This is a genomic window from Cochleicola gelatinilyticus (assembly GCF_001637325.1).
In the GTDB taxonomy this organism is placed as follows: domain Bacteria; phylum Bacteroidota; class Bacteroidia; order Flavobacteriales; family Flavobacteriaceae; genus Cochleicola; species Cochleicola gelatinilyticus.
The window spans coordinates 302,167-321,356 of the sequence record NZ_LRXL01000037.1 but is presented as its reverse complement, the minus strand read 5'-3'; the positions used below and the strand labels follow the sequence as shown (position 1 = coordinate 321,356).

The following is a 19,190-nucleotide window of genomic DNA, read 5'->3' as shown; positions in this document are numbered from 1 at the left end:
ACATGAAATTATTTTTGGTTACAGAAGTTAATTTCTTAAAATTACTAAAATCCTATATGTGATTCCTATTTTAATCTCATTAATTAGATAAAAAGCACATTTTAATGGTTTGTTGTACAAATGTAGATTGAAGGGAGGGCTAATTAATTAACACAAAGAGTACCATTAGAAGTTGCAACATTCTATTTGTCTCGATGTTCTATTTCTTTACGAAATAAAAATATTTCATTCTTTTCTTTCCGAAGCAATAAAATCAATCTATAAAAATTGGAGGTACCAAGTCGTTTTGAATAGCGAATACCACTAATCCAGCTATGTTTTTAACACCAGTTTTATCCAGTAAATTTTTTCGATGCACTTCTACCGTTCGTGGACTAATAAATAGTTTTTTTCCTATCTCGGTGGTTTTATATTGTTTACAAATAAGCTCCAAAACTTCCCGTTCACGTTGGGTTAAAAAATCTTCATCGTACACCGAGGTCGCTGCATCTTGAGTGCTTACGTACCGATTATTTAAAACTTTCATAACGTGATTATCGTAGTAAAATCCATTATAGTAAACCTGCTTAATGGTATGAAGTACTTTAGCTGGAGAGGAATTTTTTACTAAATAAGCACTGGCTCCAACATCGATCATGTTTCTAATAAAAGGGTTGGTATTAAAGGTGGTTAGCGCGATTATTCCTATTTGCTCATATGCTTTACTTATTACTTTTGTTGCTTCTACTCCATTAAGTTCGGGCATCTTAATATCGGTAATAATAATATCGGGAAGGCTTTCAATAGAAGCTAAATATTCTAACAAGTCTTTACCATTAGAAGCTTCAAATTGTATATTTATTTCTTCATCACGAGAAAGAATATGGGCAAGTCCCACCCTAAATAATTCTTCATCATCTGCAATGACTACTTGGATCTGATTTTTCATAATGCTACGAGTATATGTACATTCATTCCATTTCCGGGGCTCGATTCTATGGTGCAATTGGCGTTGAGAATGGCTGCTCTGTTTTCGATTCCAGTCATTCCTAAACTTTTCGATTTTTTCGCTTCTAAAACAGAGAACCCCTTTCCGTTGTCTTTATAAATTAAAGATACCATCTTTTCTTCTGAAGTTAACTGAACTGAGATCTTAGTTGCTTCAGCATATTTAATCGTATTACTGAAAAGCTCTTGAACTATTCTAAATAAATGCAATTCCATTTCTGAAGCTAACAATCCAAGTTCATATTTAAAATTACAATGTAATTGAAACCTACCCGATTCTTCTACTTCCTCACATAGCTCCTCTAAAGCTGCCACCATCCCAAATTTGTCTAACGTTGGGGGAAGTAACGCATGAGCAATCTTTCGAGAACTCTCTAACACATTTGAGGTTACTTTTAAAATACTTTTTCCAAGTGCATTGGTTTCTGTAGTTGTAATGTCTGTTTCAGTTAATAAATTCGCATTTAACGAAACAATATTTAATTTAGAGCTAATCGCATCGTGCAGATCTTGAGCGATTCGTTTTCGCTCTTCCTCTTGGGTAATAATACTTGTTTGTATTACCTCTTTTTGATGCTCTATTTGCAGGTTCGCTTTCTCTAGTTCAATTTTAATAACACGTTTTCTAGAAAAGAAAAAAAACAAAATAATTGCCAATGCCATAAAAATGACGACGCCAACGGCATATAAAACTATACTAACTATTTGCTCTTCACTCGAAATTAAGGAATCCATTTTTATTTTTTCTATTGAAACCTGAATAATTAATGTACCATTCTAGTAAGATGAGAATTTGAAAAATGAAATAGAGAACTAAATTTGTATTTGTTAATAAACTTAATACTTCCTTGGAAATATCGACATTGAATACAAGATTTCCAGAAGAAAATATGAGCATACTCGACAGTAAATAAAAAAACAATCCAATATTAATTATTAAAAATTTCCCTTTAGTAATTAGCTGTCGATAAAAATATAATAGGCTGTATAACACAAGAATACTTTGAGTAACAACTACTCCCGTAGGGTTGTATCTAAAGTACATTTGTGGATCCTTATAATATTGATACCCAATAAAGATTAGTACCCCGATCATAACCCATAATACCCATTTAAATGTAAGTAGTTTTTTATAAAAAATAGATAGTAATATAAATTGCAATACAAAATAGTAAACAAAGAACAAAAGATTGCTGGTGGGATCGATATGAGCAACATATAATTTCATTCCTACTTGAATAATTGCTACTACTAAAAGATATAATGTAAAAGACCGATACGCTAATCCATTATTTCTGAATTTAATAAAGAATATAAATGGCAAACAAATACTCAGATAGAAAGTAATATCTCCTAAAAGATCTGTAAAGTTTTCCATAAATTACCCCCCATTTAACGGACTTATATCATCACATTTTGGTGGACACGGTTGGCTAAAGTCCCAAATACTAGGGTCAGGGTTTGCTAGATCCTTATACGATGTAGCACTTTTTGGAATCAAATCGCGGTAATACGTTTTACCGTCTTTTGTAACCTTCTCTGTTCCAACAATAATTAATTTTTCGGTGGTTTTTGAAGTGTCATTAGGATCTACTTCTACTCCTAAATAGGCTCGAATGTACGTTTGTCCTTTTTCTTCATGTAATTCTTCGAGTACTCCTTTAAGGTCTTGTGTAGGAATTAAAAACGCTTTGCACTCATGGTGCTTATTATAATTGCTTTCTTTCTTTCTCCAGACTTTTGTCCATTTCTGGGCTGTATCTAAAGAAATCGTTTTGGTTGGATTTCCCATAATTGAGTTTATTTGGTTGAGTTTTTAAAAGTAACCAACCCAACGGTAATTACATATCTATTTTTTTAATTTTTTGTAAAAGAATATGTTATACCTTCTCGAAAAGGAAAAATTTGTACTAAGTGTGGTATTTGTGTGTAATTATTCTTTCTGAAGTTTTGCTAGTTTTTCTACTGCGATTTTTTTTCCAAGCTCAACACCCCATTGGTCGTAACTAAAAATATTCCACAATACGCCTTGAACAAATATTTTATGTTCGTATAGAGCCAACAGACTTCCTAATGAATAAGGAGTTAACTTTTTAATAACAATACTATTGGTTGGGCGATTTCCTTGAAACACTTTGTATGGAGTCTCCATTTCTTCCCCTTTTGTACCGTATAATAATGCTTCAGTTTGTGCGTAGAAATTAGATAATAGTTTATTCTGATGCTCTATTTTTTTGTGCAACGATTCTGTAAAAACAATAAAATCTGTTGGAATTAATTTAGTTCCTTGATGAAGCAGTTGAAAAAACGCATGTTGCGCATTGGTCCCAGTACTTCCCCAAATAACGCTCCCTGTTTGATATTCAATCTCGTTGCCGTTGCGGTCTACTCCTTTTCCGTTACTTTCCATAAATGCTTGCTGCAAATACGGGACAAGTTTATTTAAATATTGTGAATACGGAATTACTGCTTCGGTTTCGGTCTTAAAAAAATTTGCATACCAAACCGATAATAACCCCAACAATACTGGGATATTTTCAGAAAAATCGGTTTCCTGAAAATGAATATCCATTGCGTGTGCTCCTTTCAGAAGAGATTCAAAATTTTTATAGCCTATTGCGCAACATGTAGACAATCCTACAGCGCTCCACAGTGAGAATCGCCCCCCTACCCAGTCCCACATCGGAAAAATGTTTTCTGAAGCAATCCCAAATTTCTGTACGGCTTCCAAATTAGTGCTTACTGCAACAAAATGTTTTGCGATTGCTACTTCGGAAGCTGTTTCGAGAAACCACTCTCGTACAGTATTTGCATTGGTAAGTGTCTCTTGAGTGGTAAAGGTTTTAGAAACAATGAGAAATACAGTTGTTTCTGGATCTACTTTTTTAAGCGTCTCCATAACATGATCGCCATCTACATTCGAGATATAATGAAGGTTTAAGTGATTTCGATAAAATGCCAACGCTTCGGTCACCATATCGGGACCAAGATCACTTCCTCCAATCCCTATATTTACAACATCGGTAATAGGTTTGCCAGTATGCCCCTTCCACACTCCTGAAATTATTTTTTCTGAAAACACTTTCATTTGCGATAAGGCTTCAGTCACTTCAGGCTTCATTGTCTTAAAGTTTCGAAGCTCGGTATGCAGTACTGCGCGATCTTCGGTTTCATTAATGGCCACTCCCGAAAATTGAGCTTCAATCGCCTCTTTCAATTTTGTTTCACCGGCTAACTGAAACAGTAACGAAAGCGTTTCAGAAGTAATTCTATTTTTTGAGATATCTACTTCAAAAGCATCCCATTGATAACTAAAATCTGATTTTCGAGAAACGTTTTCAGAAAACAGGTCCATCATGTGCACCTTCTTAAGCGCTTCAAAATGATATTGTAACTTTTTCCAAGCGGTTGTTTGGGTGGGATTTACTTTCGGAAAACTCATAGAAAATGGAAATGAATAATGAATAATGAATAATGAAATTATAAAAACGTGATACAAATCAACAACGAAACAACAACACTACAAACAATTTTTAAAAATTGATAAAATTTAGTTCATTTTGGCTGCGTAATATGCGATAAGTCCGTCGATAGGTCTTCGTATAATTTTACCCAACTCAAGATGATAAGGCTTCATGCAATCGCGAATAATATCTTCACTAAAGTGGGCAATGCTTCCTATAAAATGAATGGGAACGTGCTGTGCTTCTTTATAACACAAAATTCGATATTCAATAAATTTAAGCATTCCTTCGCTAATTAATTTATAGAAATACCCATTGATATCCTGTGCCGAGGTAGGTCTGTTTTCTCCGGGATTAAAAATAAATTCGGCAAAAGAGGCCAGATACATATTCGGATTCGGTTCTTTATACAAGTTTGTTTTTATAACATCGGGATCCAGTTCGAAACGACGTTCGAATTCTGTTGCGAGAACACTGGGCATTTTATTATAAAAATAATCACGAATAAGGCGTTTTCCAAAATAGTTCCCGCTGGCTTCATCCATAAGCGTATAGCCTAACGACGATACGCTATTGTGAATCTCGGTTCCATCGAAATAGCAACTATTCGACCCTGTACCCAAAATACAAACAATACCAGGAGTTGTAGTCGCAGCATGAACTGCAGCAACCGTATCTTCGTTCACAGTGATGGTAGCATTGTAAAAAAGACGTTCCAATATGTTCTGTAATAATTTTCGGGGTGTCCTGGTACCACATCCAGCTCCATAGAAATCTAATTGTGTCACCTTTTCAAATAGGGAATGTAGGTCTTTATTATTCCTTATTCTTAGTTCCATTTGTTCTTCGGGAACTACGGCGGGATTTAGACCTAATGTACGGGTTCGAAGTACTACATTTCCTGAATTATCTAATAAAATCCAATCGCATTTTGTAGAACCACCATCTGTTATTAAGAGCATTGTTAGAGTTTTGCAACATGAATTGCCAAATCTACTAATTTAGCAGAATAGCCGTATTCATTATCGTACCAAGCTACTAACTTAAAGAAATTATCATTAAGCGCAATACCAGCACCAGCATCAAAATTACACGTATGGGGATCGCTTCTGTAATCCATCGACACCACTTCTTCTTCGGTATAAGAGACAATGCCTTTATAAGCACCTTCTGAAGCTGTTTTCATTAATTTCTTTATGTCTTCGTAAGTGGCAGATTTTTTAGTGCGCACGGTTAGATCTACTACAGAAACATCTACGGTGGGTACTCTAAATGCCATTCCTGTTAGCTTTCCTTCTAATGCTGGAATTACCTTTGTAACAGCCACGGCAGCACCTGTAGAGGTGGGAATAATATTAGCAATACCGCTTCTTCCTAATCGGTAGTTTTTCTTTGAGGGTTGATCCACTGTTGACTGTGTCGCTGTCAACGCGTGAATGGTCGTCATAAGTCCTTCTTCGATTCCGTATTCATCATCGATGATCTTTGCCAGTGGTGCCAAACAATTGGTGGTACAAGATGCGTTTGAAACAATCGAATCTGTTGCTTTTACTTCGGAATGATTTACCCCCATCACAAACATAGGAGCCGTTTTTGAAGGTGCTGAAATTACCACTTTCTTCGCCCCTGCTTTAAGATGTGCTTCTGCATCATCAATTTCTTTAAAAATTCCGGTACAATCCAAAACAATTTCGGCTTCAACTGTGTCCCATTTTAAATCTTCAGGATTCCGTTCTGATGTTACTCGGATTTTTTTTCCATCAACCAATAAATTCCCTTCTTTTACTTCAACAGTTCCAGGATACTTCCCGTGTACCGAGTCGTATTCCAATAAATAAGCAAGATGCTCCACGTCGAGCAGATCGTTCACTGCAACTACCTCAACATCGTCGTTTTGGGATGCTATTCTAAAAGCGATTCTTCCTATTCGGCCAAAACCGTTAATTCCAATTTTTGTTTTCATAAAAACTTTATTTTTTTATCTGTTTTAAGCAGGTTTTACATTAAAACAGAATTACATTTTAGTTATTTTATATCGAAGTAATATCGGCGACCCTAATAAGCTCAAGATCAATCTTATTAGAACCTTTTAACGATTCTTTAAAAGGAACTGAAACCACTTTGTTATGTACAAGACCAATCATTACATCACGTTCTCCTGCCAATAAGGCATCTACCGCTCCTACTCCTAAACGACTTGCGAGCACACGATCGTAACAGCTTGGTGCGCCACCACGTTGAATGTGTCCCAAGACGGTTACTTTAACTTCATATTCTTCTAAATTTTCACGAATGTAATCTGCTAGTCCGAAGATGTTCTTTCCAATTTGGTCGCCTTCAGCAACTACAACAATGCTCGAAGATTTTCCAGATTTTTTACTTCTTTTTAAAGAGTCAACAAGTCGGTCTTTCCCTAAATTCTGCTCTGGAATTAATATCTCTTCAGCTCCCGCTCCAATACCTGCGTTCAACGCTATATCACCAGCGTCACGCCCCATCACCTCAACAAGAAACAAGCGGTTATGAGAATTTGCGGTATCTCTAATTTTGTCGATGGCTTCAACCACAGTATTTAAAGCGGTATCATAGCCAATAGTATAATCGGTCCCGTTAATATCATTATCGATCGTACCCGGTAAACCAACAATAGGAAAGTTATGTTCCTCATTAAATACAATGGCTCCAGTAAATGTTCCGTCCCCGCCAATAGTTACCAAAGCATCTATTTGCGCTTTTTTGAGATGATCGTATGCTTTCTGCCTTCCTTCTTTCGTATGAAATCCCTTAGAGCGTGCCGATTTTAAAAAGGTTCCACCTCGATTAATTATATTTTTGACCGAACGGGCGTCGAGGTCTTTAAAGTCACCTTCTATTAACCCTTCGTATCCTCTAAAAACACCTACACACTCTAATTTGTGATAGGCACAAGAGCGTACTACTGCACGTATGGCTGCATTCATTCCAGGAGCATCACCACCACTGGTAAGCACTGCGATTCGTTTTAATTTTGTACTCATTCATGTAAATATAGAACCTTAACCTTATATCTGCAATGTGTTGTAAAAACTATAACGTTTTCGGTTGATAAGTATATTATTTTAATCCCTTTAAAAGCATGCATTTTAGTGCGATAAAACAAAAAAACCAGCACACTTAAGTCTGGTTTTTTTAAAATGAAACGGTAATCACATTTTAAAAATCTGTTTCACGCGTCAAAATTAGATACTGCCAAGGAATAAAATTATTCTTTTGCTCTTCTTTTAGTTCCATAACCTCTCCGGTCATTGCATTTGTAAAGCTTCCTGTTATTGGGATGGTAAACGATCTTGGTTCCTCTGTGAGATTCGCAATATAGATCAATTCCTTTCCTTTATTATCTCTTCGGAAGGCAAGTATCGCATCGTCTGCTGATGTCTGAACTCGAAGATATCCCGCTGCTTTTTTTCCTCCGGCTAAGGCAGGGTTGTTATTTTTTAGTGTTCCCAATTTTTCAAGCACAGGCCACATCTTTCCTTTGGTGTGCGGGATCTCGTCTTTCTCGAAAAACAACAACCTGTGATCGAGGTCGTATTCCTGTCCGCTATATATTAACGGCATTCCCGGCATAGTATAACTTAATGCTAACAGTGCTTCTGAAGCATCTCCCATTCGTTCGTTAATAGTTCCATTCCATGAATTCTCATCGTGATTAGTAATAAAGTTCATGAGAATATCATTATCTTCATAGTCTTTTTCTACTTTATCCATATACGCATCGAACCCATTAGCATTCTTATTTCCCTGTGCGATCTCATTGAATAAATGATGACCATCCCATGCATATGCCATTTCAAATAAATTATCTTTTAATAATTCTGGTTCCCACGCTTCGGCTAGCATAAAAACATCTTTCTGCTCCCGAAGTTTCGGAATTGAATACTGCCAAAATTCTACGGGTACCGATCCTGCTACATCACATCGAAAACCATCAACTCCATTCTCGGTAAGCCAGAATTTCATGTCTTCGGTCATTTCTTTCCACAGGTCTTTATTTTCATAGTCCAGATCTGCGACATCGGCCCATCCCACTAGTGATCCATCAGGATTAATAGGTTCTGTAATTTCTCCTTTTTCATTTTTTGTATAATATTCTGGATGTTCTTTAATCCAAACATGATCCCAACCAGTATGATTTGGAACCCAGTCAAGAATTACAAACATGTCGTTTTGGTGGGCAACGTCTATCAATTTCTGAAGATCTTCCATAGTACCGAATTCCGGATTTACTTGGGTATAATCGGTAACGGCGTAATAACTCCCCAGCATTTTTTCTCGTTCAGCTTCATCTTCAATTAAACTGGCAAAATCACCTCCGGTAGCTTTTCGTTTTGTTTCAGAGATAGGAAAAACCGGCATGAGCCAGATCACTTTTACCCCTAATTCCTTTAATTGAGGGATGTCTTCAGTAAATGCATTAAAGCTGCCCTCTTCGGAATACTGACGAATGTTTGCTTCATAAATCACTGCATGCTCTAATACATCATCGGTAATCGTTATTGTTTTTTCTACGGAAGGTGTTTCCGAAGCAACTTCCTTTTTTTCATTCTTACATGCACAGAATGCTAGCATAGTAGCCACAAGTAGCGTGATATTTTTCATAGTTATTTGTTTATTTTTTCTGAAAATTTATAGTTGTATTGTCAACTAAAGCAAACGAATTAGCTGGCACCGTTGTATCATCAAAAGTAATTTCTTTATCACCTTTATTGAAGATCACAGTTACAAAATCATCAAAATAATGACGCTGAATGATCAATATAGCGTCATCCGCTCTCATTACTTTAGTGCTTCCGTATTGTAAGGCCATGGAGTTTCTCCGTTTACCAATTAGTTGTGTGACTGTGGTTTTAAGTTTTTCTTCATTTTCGTCTAATCCATCAAATTGCATCATCTTTCTGTTATCGGGATCGTTTCCACCAATGCTTCCATATTCATCGCCGTAATAAATACAAGGAACTCCAGGTATGGTGAGGTTAAAAGCCTGTAACATGGCTAGTTTGTTATACGCAGTGGTATCACTCATTTTAATCTCCCGGGTCCAACCCGCCTTTTTTGCATCTTCATCAAACCGCACATCACCAGATGCATAACTAATAAAACGAGCCCGATCTTGGTTTCCGGTAATATTTCCCATCATGTGATGATCGCCGTAATAGCGTAATCCTTGCTCCAAGGTATTGCCGAGACGCTCAAAAGAATCGCCGGTTGCAAAAGCATTGACACTTGCATCGTATAAATTAAAATCGAATTGTGCGTCGAGCATCCCGGTATTGATGTAGCTTCGTATTAGCTCCGGACTTCCATAAGTCTCCCCTACCTGATACACGGGACGATCGGTTCGCTCTTTTACTTTCCTGGTGAGCGTGCGCCAAAATTCTAATTGAATGTGTTTGGTGGCATCATGCCGAAAACCATCTAAATCGTATTTGGTGACCCAATAGGCTGCCGAATCGGTCATTTTTTCTACTACTTCCGGTTTGCTGAAATCGAGTGTAGGCATAAACGTATCGAACCAAGTGGTTAAACGGTGGTCATCCCAACGTTCGGTATTTAAACTGCCATCAGGTAAATACAATTCGGTTGCCCAATCGGGATGTTGTTTGTATAATGGGTGCTCCTCATGAACATGATTTGCGACGTAATCTAAAATAACATTCATTCCTTTAGCGTGCGCTTTTGCAATGAGTTCTTTAAAAACGGTTTCGTCACCAAAACGATCATCAATCTTCGTATTGCTAATGGGCCAATACCCGTGATATCCAGAAAATTTGGTCAATGGATCGGGCCACAAGCCGTAGGCACCTTCTGGGTTTTGGGTGATTGGAGACAGCCAAATGGTGTTAATTCCTAAATCTGAAAAATAATTCTCATTGATCTTGTCTAAAACACCCTGTAGATCCCCTCCGTAATAATTCGCTTTTGGCAAAATACTGTCGTTAGCCACTTTACGTGTGTTTTCTAGATTGCCATCTTTAAAACGATCGACCATTAAAAAATACATGATCTGTGTTCTAAAATCGCTTCGGTTTAATTGGGAAGCATCGGTAACAATATTCCCTTCGGAAAGGGGGATCAATACATCGTTACTTCTTCCGAAGGAATTTCCAGCATATACACGAACGTGAGAGCGTGGATTGGTATCTGAAGGAATTGTAATAGATATGGAATTCTCAGAAATTGAAACCTTTTCTGAAGGAATTAATTGGTTATTTAAATACGCAATCACATGATCGGTAGGGGCCGATGTTGTGAGAGTGAATCCATCTTCAGTAATTTTATGGGTTTCTATAGCGGGAATCTTGTCCTCGTTTGTTGGTAACGAAGCCACCGAATTGGTTCCACCCATTCCATTAGAAACCGAACGATCATTATAAGGATCGCTCATTTCTTTTCCGTCATTAATTAATACATACTGGTGTTCTCCTGGAGTTGCCTGCATCGAGAAATTCCAGACCCCCTCTTTATAGCTCATGGATTGTGTTTCCCAATTGCTAAATTGCCCTTTAATTTTTAAATCGGTATACGTTTTATCAGCATCAGGAACACTAATTTCCAACAATCGCTTGTCGGTTTTAAATAAAGGGATATCATTTGGAATGTTTCCCGTCCAGATTCTTAAATTGGTTACATAAGGCGTAGTATCCCCCATTTTATACCGTACCGTTTTTTTATCGGAAGCCAAGACCGCATCGTAATATTGGCTTGGTGCTATAGAGTCGATCGCATTGGTATCTAAAAAATAGTCGGTTAATAAAATGTCTCCGCTGTTTTCATTGAGGTACACCGGAGTGGCCATTCCGTCGATTATGGAGGGCTCATAGAAACTTGCGATTTCAGTTTCTTTTTTGCAAGCGCTGAATAATAGGATATTCAGTACTAGTAGCGTGGTCGTTAGTTTCATGATCCTTCTTTTTAAATAAATAGTGTAAATGGACTATCAAATCGATGTATCGGGAGGTTTTCGAATGATCTTCACTTTTAAATTCTAAATTTTTAAACGTATCGTATTTTATTTGAGTTCTATAATCATACTTCCTTTTGCTGGTACTGTCATGGTTTCAGAAAAGGTGATCTTTGTTTCAGAAATAATATTGTATCCCGAGGTGGCACCGTTTAATCCTTCCGAAAAACGATCTAACGCTATTGTTTTTTCTTCCGAAGTATTATTTAAAACAACCATGACACGTTCTGCATCGTTGTATCTAAAATATACATATACATCGTCGAACGGAATGTAATGCAGGAATTCACCTGTATGCATAACTTCTTTTTCTTTTCGCCAATTGAGTAGTTTCTTCGTGAAATTATGATAGGCGTTTTGAGACTCTGTTCTTCCTTGCTGTGTAAAAGCATTTTGTGCATCACCAGACCAGCCACCAGGGAAATCTCTTCGAATATCGCCGTCGCCCAGCGTTTCTTTGTTTCCTGTCATTCCTATCTCGTCCCCGTAATAAATTTGAGGGATACCGCGTACAGTAAAAATGAGTGTCATGATCTGTTTATAGGTATCGAGGTCGCTCTTGTAGATCTCATTAATACGATTGGTGTCATGGTTTCCGGCGAAAACCAAGAGATTGTTCGTATCTGGATAGAGAAAATCGTTGGTAAAATTATCATAGGCACGAATAAAGCCTTTATCCCATGCTGGATCTTCATTAAACATCGCTGAGATAGCATCGTGTAGGGTAAAGTCCATCACCGTGGGCAATCCGGAATTAAAGTTATCGATCGCCCCTATTTTACTGTCTTTTTGCCAATAGGAGATCTGTGCCTGATCGTGCATCCAGATCTCTCCCATAATATTAAAGTTGGGATACTCGTTCATAATCGCTTTGGTCCATGTTGCAATCGCTTCTTTGTTGTTATAGGAGTAGGTATCCACTCGAAACCCGTCGAGTCCCGCGTATTCGATCCACCAGATCGCGTTTTGAACCATATAATTTAAAACCAACGGATTCGCCTGATTCATATCGGGCATCGTGGTATCGAACCAACCGTCCATGCAGCCCTGTGCATCTATTGCAGAAGCATTGCCGTCGAACTGTGTGGTCATTCGGTAGTTGCTTCGTTTAAAACCGGAACGATCTCCGTCTTCCCAATAATGAATCCAATCTTCCATTGGGAGATCCTGAATCATCCAGTGTTTGCTGCCCCAATGATTGGTGACGTAGTCCATGATTAATTTCATGTCGCGTTTGTGCATGTTATCTGCGAGCTCTTTGTAGTCTTCATTCGAGCCGAAGCGTGGGTCGATCTTATAGTAATCACTCTGTGCGTAAGTATGATAACTATATGTGGGTTCATTATCTTCAAGAAGAGGCGTACTCCAAAGTGCTGTTACTCCTAAGTCTTCTAGGTAATCGAGGTTATTAATTATTCCAGTAATATCGCCTCCGTGTCTTCCGCCATTTTTAGAACGGTCAACTTTTTCAACAGTATTAGATGTGCTGTCGTTTGATGAATCTCCATTCGCAAACCGGTCGGGCATGAGAAGGTATATTACATCGCTCGAATCGAAGCCTTCTCGTTGTGCGGAATTCGCTGTTCTTGTTTTTAGTTCGTAATTTCTTCGGAACGGCTGATTCTTTCCATTATCGAAATACAGCGAATAGGTACCCGCTGCTTTGTCTTTGGAGTCGATAGTAATAAAAAGATAGTTCGGATTTTCAACCTTCTTCACCTCGAGGATTTTTAAATCTTCGGAAGCTACTTCGTACGCTGCGATGTTGTTTCCGTAGCAAACCAACTGTACTTCATTATGTTCCATACCTGCCCACCAAAATGGAGGTTCCAGACGATCAATCTGAGCAAAAACGGTACTTGAAATACATACAATAAGAAATGTGATATAATAGTTCATTAGGCTGTTTGTGTTTGATTGTTCGAAATTTCCATTTCTTTTCCGTTGACTAAAATTTGAAATGCCCCGCCCGGACATACCGTAAATGAAGGTCCGTCTTGTGAAACTGAAACTGTAACAATGCGTCCCCGAAAATTCACTTTAAACGAATACGATTTCCATTGCTTCGGGATCTTAGGTTCAAAAGAAAGCATGTTATTTTTAATTCTCATGCCTCCGAATCCTTCCACAATACTCATCCAAGTTCCTGCCATACTGGTAATATGACATCCCTCTTCTACTTCTTTATTGTAATCGTCAAGATCTAAACGAGACGTCTGCAAGTAAAAGTTATATGCTTGGTCCATTCGCCCTAATTTGGCTGCTTGAATACTGTGAACACAAGGAGATAACGAAGATTCATGCACCGTAAAAGGTTCATAGAAATTAAAATGACGTTCGATCGCTTTTGTAGAAAAATCATCTTCAAAAAAATAGAATCCTTGCAATACATCGGCTTGTTTGATATAAGGCGAACGTAAAATACGATCCCAGGACCACTTCTGGTTAATAGGTCGCTGCGAGGGGTCAAGCTCTGAAACAGGCACCAGTTCTTTATCTAAAAACCCGTCCTGCTGCAGGTATACATTGTGTGCTTCAGAATACGGAAAATATAGATTAGCAGCTACTTTTTTCCATTCTGAAACTTCTTCCGAAGTAAGCTTTACCTTTTTAAGAATACGGTCAAAATCAGAAGCCGCATCTCGTTCGGTCGCTACTACCTGTTCGGCAGCATATTGCAAACACCACTTAGCAAGATAGTTGGTGTACCAGTTGTTGTTTACATTATTTTCATATTCATTCGGTCCGGTTACGCCTAGGATCATATACTTCCCTTTGTTTTCAGAAAAAGTAACCCGTTGTTTCCAGAAACGTGCGATCGCAATGACCACTTCCAACCCCTTTTCGTGCATGTATGCGGTATCTCCCGTGTATCGAATGTAATTGTAAATCGCATACGCAATAGCTCCATTGCGGTGAATTTCTTCGAAAGTGATCTCCCATTCGTTATGACTTTCCTCCCCGTTCATCGTTACCATCGGGTACAATGCAGCACCTTTGTTAAAGCCTAGTTTTGCCGCATTTTCGATTGCTTTTTCCAGATGATTGTACCGATATACCAAAAGATTTCGAGCCACCTCCTGATCTTTGGTTGCCATATAAAAAGGAATGCAATACGCTTCGGTGTCCCAATAAGTACTTCCGCCGTATTTTTCGCCAGTAAAACCTTTCGGTCCAATATTTAAACGGGCATCTTTCCCTAAATAGGTCTGATTTAACTGAAAAATATTGAATCGAATTCCTTGTTGTGCTTTAGAATCTCCTTCGATGGTAATGTCTGCCATTTCCCAGATCTTCTCCCAGGATTGTTTCTGAAGTTTTTTTATTTCTGAATACCCGAGCGCCACTCCTTTTTCTAAGGTTTTTTTAGCTGCGGAAATAAGTTCCGATTTCTTATGATTCATATCGGTTACATATCCCGCAAATTTATGAAGCGTAAGGGTTTCTCCTTCTGAAACTTTTATAGCATATTTGAAGCCTATTTTAGTATCGGTTACTTCTGAAGCTTTTGAAGCTTCGATCGCTTTGTCGTTGAGGAACAACTTCGACTGCATAAAGGTACAGATGTTGAAATCGGTCTTCATGGTACGCGAACGAATAAAGCCTTGCTCCTGCGCTTCTTTTACTTCAAGTGTATCCCAAAATGCATCATCCCAGTTGGTATCTTCATTGGTGATTCCGGCATCTAGGTATGGGGAAAGGGTAATAGTAGCAGAACCATTTAAGGGAGTGACTTTATAAGAAATTACTCCTAATTCATCCAGGTCCAGGCTTAAAATTCGGGTGCTTTCCACACGTACCGAACTACCATTTTGCAAGGTAGCTTCAAAAGAACGAAGGTAAAAGCCTTCTTTCATATTCAACTCTCTGTGGAAATTTTGAACATTTTTACATGTATACAAATCTAACGACTCACCGTTGACCGTTACATCGATCCCGATCCAGTTCGGGGCATTCAATACTTTTGCGAAGTATTCGGGATATCCGTTCTTCCACCACCCTACACGCGTTTTGTCGGGGTAATACACACCCGCAATATAACTTCCTTGAAAGGTCGGGCCGGTATACGTTTCTTCGAAGTTGGCCCGTTGTCCCATCGCACCGTTACCAATGCTAAATAGACTTTCTGAAGCTTTTACGTGATTCACATCAAATCCTTCTTCGAGGATCGACCATTCGTCTGTTTGTATATAATCCTGATTCATATCTATGCCCTTTTTAATGGGTACTGTATTTATTGGTTTGTTTGAATTACCTCTTTGGGGAATCGAGGTGTTTTTCATTACTTAATACGATTAATTCCAGCAAAAATTCGTTGGACATTTCGGTGAAATTTTTAAAAACATAGGTTGCTTCAGAAAGAATTTCTTTGTTTCCAATTCCGATACTGATCATCCCTGCAGTATTAGCGGCTTGAATTCCTGCTACCGAATCTTCAAAAACGATACATTTTTCAGCATTGATTCCTAATTGTTGGGCAGCTTTCAGAAATACTTCTGGGTTGGGTTTGGCTTTTGTCACATTCGTGCCGTCTACAATGGCTTCAAAATTTGAAAAAAGAGCTACCTTTTTAAGTATCGCCCTGGCATTTTTACTCGCCGATCCTAAAGCAATTCGCTGGTTTTGTTCTTTCAGAAATAATAATACCCGTGTAACATCTGGTAAGATCTCTGAGGTGTTCATGGTATTTATATAGGCTAAGTAATCGTTATTTTTACGTGCCATTAGCTCCATGAAGGTATCCTGATCAAGGGTTTTGTTGCCCCATTCAAGAATCTTTTCTAGGGAACGCACTCGGCTCACACCTTTTAATTGTTCGTTCTCTGTTTCAGTAAATGTTACACCAATGGTTTCGGCTAATTTTTTCCACGCCAAAAAATGATATTTTGCTGTATCGACGATCACGCCATCTAGATCGAATATAAATCCCTTACTATTCATTGTCTATTGAAGGTTGATAGGTTATTGCTTTTTTATTGACGATCAATAAATTAGAAAGTCCTGCAAGTATTAAAAAGATTCCGGCTATGGTCATAGCATGAATGGCTTCGTCGCCTATTAATTTATGTAGAAAAACCACACCTCCTACTGCGGCAAGGATCTGCGGAATACAAATAAACATGTTAAAAACTCCCATCATAAGTCCCATTTTATTGGGATTTACTGAACTTGACAACATTGCATAAGGCATCGAGAGAATACTTCCCCATGCAATTCCTATAAGGGAGAAAGAAACAAATAGATATTCTGGCTGTCCAGGAATATAGAACATAATTAGAAATCCGATGCCTCCCAGAATTAGCGATCCCATGTGCACGTATTTGCGGTTAATACTATTATACGCCGTATAAAATGTGAGTAATAACGCGAAGAGCATAGAGGTAAGTCCGTAGATTCCCATTTTAGACCCCACGTCGTCACTTGCTTCATTATAGGCTTTATCTTTTTCTGTGTACTCGAGTTTGGATTGGTCTGATTTAAATAGTATTACTCGCTCGGTATCTACTAATGGAGTTCCTTCGTCATCGATTTGGGCAAATTGAGCGATATCTGGTTTTCCTGCGTTGTAAATATGTGTAGTGAGTGCGGGATTCGCCAAGGTCCACATGGCAAAAAATGCAAACCAAGAAAAAAATTGAACTACTCCTAATTTCTTCATTACCGTTGGCATAAGCGCATAAGTACTTAAAATAGTTGCGATCATTCCTTTCTTTTCAGCCCCTTCTTCCCCTTCTCCAAAGGCAGTCATTTGATCGGGAGTATATTCTTTGGTGGTAAAAATAGTAACCAGTATACTCGTAATAAATACAACAGCACCAATAGCAAACGCCACTTTTACACTGGGAGGAACTACTCCTGGCGCAGCTTCGTTAGAAACATTTAAGGTATTATTTACAAACTTCGGAAGGTTACTCGCAACCCAAGTACCAACACCAATAATAAGTGTTTGCACCACAAAACCATAACTGCGTTGTGAATCGGGAAGTTTATCGGCAACCAGAGCACGAAACGGCTCCATGCTTATATTGATTGAAGCGTCGAGTACTAAAAGTAAACCTGCGGCCATCCAAACTTCTGAAGAATACGGCATTACCAAGAGTGCAATCGAACTTAAAATCGCTCCTAGCAGGAAAAAAGGACGACGACGTCCCAGTGTTTTATGCCAAGTGTTATCACTTAGATAACCAACGATGGGCTGTACTAGCAATCCAGCTAATGGAGCAGCGATCCAAAGAAATGGAATGCTGTCTTTATCGGCTCCCAGTGTTTCGAAAATTCGTGACATGGTAGATCCCTGTAAAGCGAATCCGAACTGAATACCTAGAAATCCGAAACTCATGTTCCAGATGTCCCAAAATTTTAATTTAGGTTTTTGCATACCGAAAGTTTTTTAAGACTTCGATATTTCGAAATGGCTACCGAAAGTAGCTATTATGAGATATCAAAACTATATTAGGGTAGGAAGTATAAATACAGTTATTGATATTTCGAAGGTGTAAAGATATACTTTTTTTTTAAAAATTGTATGTTAAAATTGCTTAGTGGATTCGCGTTCTACGAGTTCGGTTTCTACGATGATGGTTTCGAAAGGTGGCTCTAAATGATCTTTTTCAAGTCGTTCTATAAGTAAAAAAGCGGCTTTTTCACCGAGTAATTTTCCGTGCTGACTAACCGTGGTTAGGCTTGGGGTTGCGTATTTAGATAGCATTCCGTCGGTAAAACCAATGACTTTAAGGTCTTTAGGAATGTGCTTTCCAAGATAACGAGCTGCTTTCATAGCCGAGAGTGCATAAATTTCATTGACAGCAAAAATTCCGTCGATTGCAGGATGATCTTTCAGGTAGGTGGCAATTACTTTTGCTAATTCTTCAATGTTCTCTTCTTCATTTAATTCATCCTTCAGTTTTAATTCAAACCCTTCATCTAAAGGAATGTTGCGTTCTTTTAATGCGGCTTCATATCCACCAGTTCGTAATTTACCTACGCTTACATGGTCTTCCGTAGTAATAATTCCTATATTTCTACACCCCGCATCTATTAAATTGAGAACGGCTTTTCTGGCACCTTCGGCATCATCTACCACCACTTTATCGCACGCTATTTCGGGCAGTACTCTATCGAACATAACAATAGGCATTCCTTGATTAATTGTTTCATGTAAATGGTGAAAGTCTTTTTTAAGTTGTGTTTCTCTAGCTACTGAAATAATAAATCCATCGATACTCCCATTTGCGAGCATGTCCATATTAATAACTTCTTTACTAAAAGATTCATTCGAAAGCCCAATAATTACGTTGTATCCGCGCTCGTTTGCTACTTTTTCGATTCCACTCACTACGGTTGTAAAAAAATGATGCACGATTTCGGGAATAATGACTCCCAGTGTCTTTGTTTTTTTATTCTTGAGGCTGAGTGCAATATTATTGGGACGGTAATTGTACAATTTTGCGAACGCTTGGATCTTTTGTCGGGTGTCCTTACTAATCTCGTGACTATCGCTTAAAGCCTTTGATACTGTGGATATTGAAACATCTAGTTCTTTAGCAATTTTCTTTAACGTTAGTTTCTGCATGGGTATGGGTGAATTTCATTTTGAAAGATATATGAAATTAAGGATTTAGTAAAATTGAAATATTAAAATTATTCATAAGGCAAGTATTTACGCTAAATACGAGCAATATGTTAAAATTTATAAACTTATCAACACGAAAACGTTTTCGTAAGCTTTCGTATTAAGA

15 protein-coding genes are annotated in these 19,190 nt (G+C 38.0%); all 15 read right to left on the bottom strand.

Features of this window, described 5'->3' with window-relative positions; translation table 11 throughout:
- Positions 1-253: 253 nt before the first annotated feature.
- The 15 genes from ULVI_RS09055 to ULVI_RS08985 all read right to left on the bottom strand — a co-directional run bounded on the left by ULVI_RS09055 (position 254) and on the right by ULVI_RS08985 (position 19,024).
- A complete protein-coding gene (locus ULVI_RS09055; protein WP_068591985.1) occupies positions 254-928 on the bottom strand; it encodes a response regulator transcription factor in 675 nt (224 codons plus the stop codon).
- A complete protein-coding gene (locus tag ULVI_RS09050) occupies positions 925-1,722 on the bottom strand; it encodes a sensor histidine kinase (RefSeq protein ID WP_068591983.1) in 798 nt (265 codons plus the stop codon). The genes ULVI_RS09055 and ULVI_RS09050 overlap by 4 nt, the downstream gene beginning before the upstream one ends.
- Complete coding sequence (locus ULVI_RS09045) at positions 1,700-2,365, bottom strand: hypothetical protein (protein ID WP_068591981.1); 666 nt, start codon at positions 2,363-2,365, stop codon at positions 1,700-1,702. The genes ULVI_RS09050 and ULVI_RS09045 overlap by 23 nt, the downstream gene beginning before the upstream one ends.
- A 3-nt stretch (positions 2,366-2,368) precedes the next feature.
- A complete protein-coding gene (locus ULVI_RS09040) occupies positions 2,369-2,779 on the bottom strand; it encodes a hypothetical protein (RefSeq protein ID WP_068591980.1) in 411 nt (136 codons plus the stop codon).
- A gap of 141 nt (positions 2,780-2,920) precedes the next feature.
- A complete protein-coding gene (gene pgi, locus ULVI_RS09035; protein WP_068592562.1) occupies positions 2,921-4,429 on the bottom strand; it encodes a glucose-6-phosphate isomerase in 1,509 nt (502 codons plus the stop codon).
- Positions 4,430-4,537: 108 nt separating this feature from the next.
- Complete coding sequence (locus ULVI_RS09030; protein WP_068591978.1) at positions 4,538-5,413, bottom strand: N-acetylglucosamine kinase; 876 nt, start codon at positions 5,411-5,413, stop codon at positions 4,538-4,540.
- A 2-nt stretch (positions 5,414-5,415) separates the two neighbouring features.
- A complete protein-coding gene (gap, locus tag ULVI_RS09025) occupies positions 5,416-6,414 on the bottom strand; it encodes a type I glyceraldehyde-3-phosphate dehydrogenase (RefSeq protein ID WP_068591976.1) in 999 nt (332 codons plus the stop codon).
- 67 nt (positions 6,415-6,481) lie between these two features.
- Positions 6,482-7,468, bottom strand: a complete 987-nt coding sequence (gene pfkA / locus ULVI_RS09020; RefSeq protein WP_068591975.1) for a 6-phosphofructokinase — start codon at positions 7,466-7,468, stop codon at positions 6,482-6,484.
- Between the two features lie 175 nt (positions 7,469-7,643).
- Positions 7,644-9,089 carry an alpha-amylase family glycosyl hydrolase gene (locus ULVI_RS09015; protein ID WP_068591973.1) on the bottom strand — a complete coding sequence of 482 codons (1,446 nt, stop codon included), beginning with the start codon at positions 9,087-9,089 and terminating at the stop codon, positions 7,644-7,646.
- 10 nt (positions 9,090-9,099) lie between these two features.
- Positions 9,100-11,391, bottom strand: coding sequence for an alpha-amylase family glycosyl hydrolase (locus ULVI_RS09010; RefSeq protein ID WP_068591971.1), 2,292 nt, complete (start codon positions 11,389-11,391; stop codon positions 9,100-9,102).
- A 108-nt stretch (positions 11,392-11,499) separates the two neighbouring features.
- Positions 11,500-13,350 (bottom strand): glycoside hydrolase family 13 protein, encoded by a 1,851-nt coding sequence (locus ULVI_RS09005; RefSeq protein WP_068591969.1) that lies wholly within the window; start codon positions 13,348-13,350, stop codon positions 11,500-11,502.
- Positions 13,350-15,656 (bottom strand): glycoside hydrolase family 65 protein, encoded by a 2,307-nt coding sequence (locus ULVI_RS09000; protein ID WP_068591966.1) that lies wholly within the window; start codon positions 15,654-15,656, stop codon positions 13,350-13,352. Before ULVI_RS09000 ends, ULVI_RS09005 begins: the two co-directional genes overlap by 1 nt.
- Positions 15,657-15,702: 46 nt before the next feature.
- The gene (gene pgmB, locus ULVI_RS08995; protein WP_068591965.1) at positions 15,703-16,392 is read right to left on the bottom strand and encodes a beta-phosphoglucomutase; all 690 of its coding nucleotides are present in this window, start codon (positions 16,390-16,392) and stop codon (positions 15,703-15,705) included.
- A complete protein-coding gene (locus ULVI_RS08990; RefSeq protein ID WP_068591963.1) occupies positions 16,385-17,830 on the bottom strand; it encodes an MFS transporter in 1,446 nt (481 codons plus the stop codon). The genes pgmB and ULVI_RS08990 overlap by 8 nt, the downstream gene beginning before the upstream one ends.
- A 150-nt stretch (positions 17,831-17,980) precedes the next feature.
- Positions 17,981-19,024 carry a LacI family DNA-binding transcriptional regulator gene (locus tag ULVI_RS08985; RefSeq protein WP_068591961.1) on the bottom strand — a complete coding sequence of 348 codons (1,044 nt, stop codon included), beginning with the start codon at positions 19,022-19,024 and terminating at the stop codon, positions 17,981-17,983.
- Positions 19,025-19,190: the final 166 nt, after the last annotated feature.